General features: G+C 55.6%; 6 protein-coding genes. All 6 read right to left on the bottom strand.

The genetic code is table 11. The annotated features are described in order from the left end of the window. Positions 1 to 1,091 (bottom strand): hypothetical protein (locus tag DFR45_RS14415; protein ID WP_211306517.1); only part of this gene is annotated, 1,091 nt, incomplete at its 3' end. Position 1,092: 1 nt separating this feature from the next. Beyond that, positions 1,093 to 2,481 (bottom strand): ABC transporter ATP-binding protein, encoded by a 1,389-nt coding sequence (locus DFR45_RS14240; protein ID WP_114484393.1) that lies wholly within the window; start codon positions 2,479 to 2,481, stop codon positions 1,093 to 1,095. Continuing rightward, on the bottom strand, positions 2,471 to 3,289 hold the full coding sequence (locus tag DFR45_RS14235; protein ID WP_114484392.1) for an ABC transporter permease: 819 nt from the start codon (positions 3,287 to 3,289) through the stop codon (positions 2,471 to 2,473). Before DFR45_RS14235 ends, DFR45_RS14240 begins: the two co-directional genes overlap by 11 nt. Next, positions 3,289 to 3,834 carry a dTDP-4-dehydrorhamnose 3,5-epimerase gene (rfbC, locus tag DFR45_RS14230; protein WP_114484391.1) on the bottom strand — a complete coding sequence of 182 codons (546 nt, stop codon included), beginning with the start codon at positions 3,832 to 3,834 and terminating at the stop codon, positions 3,289 to 3,291. Before rfbC ends, DFR45_RS14235 begins: the two co-directional genes overlap by 1 nt. After that, positions 3,834 to 4,718, bottom strand: coding sequence for a glucose-1-phosphate thymidylyltransferase RfbA (gene rfbA, locus DFR45_RS14225; protein ID WP_114484390.1), 885 nt, complete (start codon positions 4,716 to 4,718; stop codon positions 3,834 to 3,836). Before rfbA ends, rfbC begins: the two co-directional genes overlap by 1 nt. Beyond that, a partial coding sequence (locus tag DFR45_RS14220; RefSeq protein ID WP_211306516.1) for a GDP-mannose 4,6-dehydratase occupies positions 4,715 to 5,038 on the bottom strand: 324 nt, incomplete at its 5' end. The genes DFR45_RS14220 and rfbA, both read right to left, overlap by 4 nt.

The following is a 5,038-nucleotide window of genomic DNA, read 5'->3' as shown; positions in this document are numbered from 1 at the left end:
CGCTCGGCCAACGCCTGAGCCTGCCCCTCGATCTGCGCATCCTTTTGCGCAACGGCTTGCTGCAAGCCCGCCAATTGCCCTTCCCGCTCGGCCAGTGTCTGCTGGAGCGAACCACGCTGCGCGTCGCGCTCGTGTATTGCCTGGTTGAGGCTGCTAATTTGCCCTTCCCGCTCGGCCAGCGCCTGATGCTGACTGGTAAGCCGCTCCAGCTGCTTGTCCGCGAGCTTTAGACCTGCAGAAAACCGCTCAAACTCTTGCAGCCATTTGCGAATTTCAGACCCTAAAACGGGATCGTCGATACTTGTCCGATCCGATGCGACATCTAATAAGCGCGCATAAATTTCGCGCACAATAGGCGGGCAGGAATTATCAAGCCATAAATCCTCAGGTTGATAGACGGTATGTTGTAGCTGGTGATCAAGGAAGTTGGTTTTGTAGTCCTCGAACTCAGCGGCATCCATCTCTAAATGCAGAGCGCAAGCAACCCGACCCAATTCAACATCGGGGTTTTGCATGAGTCTGTCATAGTCAACCATGACCCTAGGCTTGCCCTCACTGCCACGCAAACTTTCCAGCACATGGCCCAGCCAAAGCAAATAGCTATGTTCAGCGAATAAATGATCTCTTTTTGCCAATGATTTGGCTACGCTGAGCGGATTACGCAGCGCCAATACATAACCAGCATTCACTCGCAGGTGTTCTGCAGCTTGATTCCAAAAAGGCAAGAGTTTGGCAACCCTGGGGTCTTTGAATGCAAAGACTGCACTGGCATTCATTTTTTCGCGCAACAGCTCGGTAGCGCGCAAAAGAAAGCCGCGGCTTCGCAGAAGCTCAATATCCGGCATGCCAACAGGCGTCAACGAGAACCAATCTCCACCAACGGTTTTGAGCATTTCAATGTTAAGCGCATTGATATCAATGTCTTCCCAGAATCCCTTGTCGTTATTTCCAGGAACAGGCGGCATCAATGTGTCGCCTAAATTTGCACCAAGCGCTTGCAGGCCCCTGGTTATCGCACTGGTGCCACTACGATGCATGCCCAAAACAATAACTAGAGAGCACGCTGTGCTTTTCTCGATACGGGACTTCAATTCATGCATCCTGTTTTATGCGTGAAACGCAAGAAAAATCAACAATGCCGGTGGCTATACTTGCGGTTTCGGACATGACGCGAAACATGGCAACGTCAATCAATCGATGTAAATAAGTTTCGCTGCCATTTATCTCTCCCAGGACGCCTGCATTCAAGAAATAAACACCTGCATTCAGCCTGCAACAAAAAGCGAATTCAACCATGTATTCGCTTCCTGCGCTCACAAACGGCAAACTGGTTCTATTTGATGAGGCTGATGCAGCACCACCTAATTCGACGCCGCTGGTGGTTTTGATGAGCATGCCGAATCGTACGTTACTTGCAGCATATTCGAATTTGACGCGGTAGCGGTAGTAGTAGGTCTTGCCGCGGGTCAAGTTATTGACGCGTTCGCCACCCAGAGTGTAAACGGCAGGATCATGGATGATAGCGCCATAAGATGCGTAGGAAATGGTGCTGGCCGGTTTCAGGGCGGGGTCGTAGCTGTCTTGCAACTCCTGTTGCTGCATCTGCGCATCGCATGCTTCTAGCCTAGTGTCGCCAGCTTGTGAAATATCCTCTCTGTATGTGTCTGCGCAAGCGCTGCTCTGGCGGATTTCGTCACGCAATTGCTGACGCTTTTCGGCGGGTGCGTACAGCAGCTTTTGATAACGACCAACGATTTGCTTTGGCACTCCGGTGGCCAGCAGCTCACCCATGTCTAATAAAATAGCGCGATCACAAAGTTCGACAACCGTCCCTCCGGAGTGAGAAACGAAAAGAATCGTTGCGCCCGCTTTGCGAATCGTTTCGATGCGAGAAAAGCATTTTCTCTGGAAAAGCTCATCGCCCACAGAAAGGGCTTCGTCAACAACCAGTATTTGCGGATCGACATTGATTGCTACTGCAAACGCCAGCCGCACCATCATCCCGCTTGAATAGGTTTTGACAGGCTGCTCTATGAAGTCACCAATTTCGGCAAAAGCAGCAATTTCATCAAAACGGGCGTCGATTTCATCCCTGCCAAGTCCTAGCACTGCGGCGTTAAGGTAAACATTTTCGCGCCCGGTGAACTCAGGGTTGAAACCGGAGCCAAGTTCCAGCAACGCGGCGATACGGCCTTGCGCTTGAATGTTTCCGCTGGTCGGATTGAGGGTGCCACAGATCATCTGCAGCAAGGTGGATTTACCGCTGCCGTTACGGCCAATGATGCCAACGGTTTCGCCTTTTTTTACCTCGAAGCTGACGTTTTTGAGTGCCCAAAATTCGCGAAAGTATTGTTTGGGCTGCATCCCCACAGCGCGTTGCAGGCGCGGCAGGACGAACTGTTTGAGCCGGTCACGTGGCTGGTCGTAAATATGGTAGCACTTGCTGAGGTTCTCGACTTTGATCGCAATCTCAAAGGACATCGGCAAACCCCTTGCGAGTCTTCTGAAACCAGGCAAAGCCTAACCATGCGATGAGGAAAGTAGCTGCCCAATAGATTGCGAGCAGCGCAAAGTCTGGCACTTGCCCCCAATACAGTACGGCGCGGGTTTGCTCGATGACTGCCGTGAGGGGATTGAGATAGAGCCAGGATCGATACGTTTCGGGCAGATTGGTGGCGGGGTAAAAAATGGGGCTGAGGAACATGAGCATTGTGGTCAGAACGCCAATGAACTGTGTCACGTCGCGCAGATACACGCCTAACGAGGCCAGCGCCCAGCCTAAGCCCATAATAAAAAGCAGGTAGGGGATCACGAGTAACGGTAAATAGAGTGTCGTGGCATGCGGAAGACCTACCAACACGGAATAGGCCAGAAGCCAGACGGCCAGACTGATGCCTGCGTGAAATAGCGACGAGAGCAGCGCAACAACAGGAAGTATCTCCAGCGGAAAAACGACTTTTTTGACGTAGTTGACGTTGGAGAGGACCAGGCTTGGCGCACGGTTGATGCATTCGGCGAACAGGTTGAACACGATCAGCCCGGCAAACAGCACGAGGGCAAATTCGGTTTTGGATTCGCTGGCTGCGTTCCAGCGGGCCTTGAAAATTTCGCTGAACACGAAGGTATAAACAGCCAACATGAGCAGCGGATTGAAAAAAGACCACAGCAATCCGAGCGCAGAGCCCCTGTAGCGCCCGAGCACTTCGCGTTTGGCTGAGGCAAGAATGAGGCCGCGGTTGCGCCATAGGCTGGCGCACATTTCAACTGGACTAATTGAAAATTGACGCATCAAGCAAACACCTCGGCCTCGGCGAGCAGCTTGCCCGCCGCATCCTTGGCGGCAAGAATGGGGGGCGCGGCAATGGGCCAGCGGATGCCTATGGCCGGGTCGTCCCAACGGATGCAACGCTCGTGCGCGGGGGCATAGTAATCGGTGGTTTTGTAGAGAAACTCCGCCGTGTCGCTGAGCACGACGAAGCCATGCGCAAACCCGGCGGGAATCCACAGCTGGCGTTTGTTTTCTGCCGAAAGGATTTCGCCTACCCACTGACCAAAGGTTTTGCTTTTTTTTCGGAGATCGACGGCAACGTCGAAAACTTCACCCTGCACCACGCGCACGAGCTTGCCTTGCGGCTGCTGGACTTGGTAGTGCAGGCCGCGCAGCACGTTTTTGGCGCTGCGGCTGTGGTTGTCCTGCACGAATGCGACCTGCAAGCCCGTGGCCTGGGCAAAGTCGCGCTGGTTGTAACTTTCAAAAAAGAAGCCGCGTTCGTCGCCAAAAACCTTTGGTTCAATGAGAATGACGTCGCGAATAGCAAGCGGTGTAGCCTTCATCAGAGTAAGTTTTCCTTGAGAATTCCCAAAAGATATTGGCCATAGCCATTTTTGCTCAGGGGCTTGGCCAGTGTCTCCAATTGTCCGGCATTGATCCAGCCTTGCCGGAAGGCGATTTCCTCGGGGCAGGCCACCTTGAGCCCTTGGCGACTTTCAAGCGTGGCGATGAATTGACTGGCTTCCAGCAAAGACTCGTGCGTGCCGGTGTCCAGCCAGGCGTAGCCGCGGCCCATGATTTCGACGCTCAACTGCCCTTGCTGCAGATACAGCCGGTTGAGATCGGTGATTTCGAGCTCGCCACGCGCCGAGGGCTTCAGGCCCTTCGCCAGCTCGACCACTTGCTGGTCGTAGAAGTAGAGCCCGGTGACGGCGTAGTTCGATTTGGGCTGCGCGGGCTTTTCCTCCAGGGACAGCACCCGGCCTTGGGCGTCGAACTCCGCCACGCCGTAGCGCTCGGGGTCTTGCACGTGGTAGGCAAAGACCGTGGCGCCCTCGGTGCGCGCGTTCGCGCTTTGCAGCAGCTTGACGAGGTCGTGGCCGTAGAAGATGTTGTCGCCGAGCACGAGCGCCGATGGGTCATTGCCGATAAAAGCTTCGCCGATCAAAAACGCCTGCGCGAGCCCGTCGGGGCTGGGTTGCACCGCGTAGTGCAGCTGCATGCCCCACTGGCTGCCGTCGCCCAGCAGTTCGGCAAAGCGCGGCGTGTCCTGCGGTGTGCTGATGACGAGCACCTCGCGGATGCCCGCGAGCATGAGCGTGCTCAGCGGGTAGTAGATCATGGGCTTGTCGTACACAGGCATGAGCTGCTTGGAGACGGCCTGCGTGACGGGGTACAGGCGCGTGCCGGAGCCGCCGGCGAGGATGATGCCTTTGCGCGGGCTCATGCGGGCTCCTTGCTGGTGCTGCTGGTGGGGGTGCTGGTGGGGGTGCTGGCGTCGCCGTCGGCCTCTTCGGGGCTGGCGTAGTGCAGGTCGATCCACTGGCGGTAGGCGCCGCTGGTGACATTGCGCACCCAGTCCTGGTGGGCCAGGTACCACTGCACGGTTTTGCGGATGCCGCTGGCAAAGGTTTCGGCGGGCTTCCAGCCGAGCTCGCGTTCGAGCTTGCTCGCGTCTATGGCATAGCGGCGATCGTGGCCGGGGCGGTCTTGCACGAAGGTGATTTGCTGCGCGTAAGACTGGCCGTCGGCGCGCGGCGCAAGCTC

The organism is Extensimonas vulgaris (assembly GCF_003337425.1).
GTDB lineage: Bacteria > Pseudomonadota > Gammaproteobacteria > Burkholderiales > Burkholderiaceae_C > Extensimonas > Extensimonas vulgaris.
The sequence above is the reverse complement of the archived record's forward strand: the minus strand, read 5'-3'. Positions and strand labels throughout refer to the sequence as shown.

What these genes read in the sequence shown, in the direction of transcription:
- rfbC (WP_114484391.1), bottom strand. Translation starts at nt 3,834, where the DNA reads ATGAAGGCTACACCGCTTGCTATTCGCGACGTCATTCTCATTGAACCA.
- DFR45_RS14240 (WP_114484393.1), bottom strand. Translation starts at nt 2,481, where the DNA reads ATGTCCTTTGAGATTGCGATCAAAGTCGAGAACCTCAGCAAGTGCTAC.
- rfbA (WP_114484390.1), bottom strand. Translation starts at nt 4,718, where the DNA reads ATGAGCCCGCGCAAAGGCATCATCCTCGCCGGCGGCTCCGGCACGCGC.
- DFR45_RS14235 (WP_114484392.1), bottom strand. Translation starts at nt 3,289, where the DNA reads ATGCGTCAATTTTCAATTAGTCCAGTTGAAATGTGCGCCAGCCTATGG.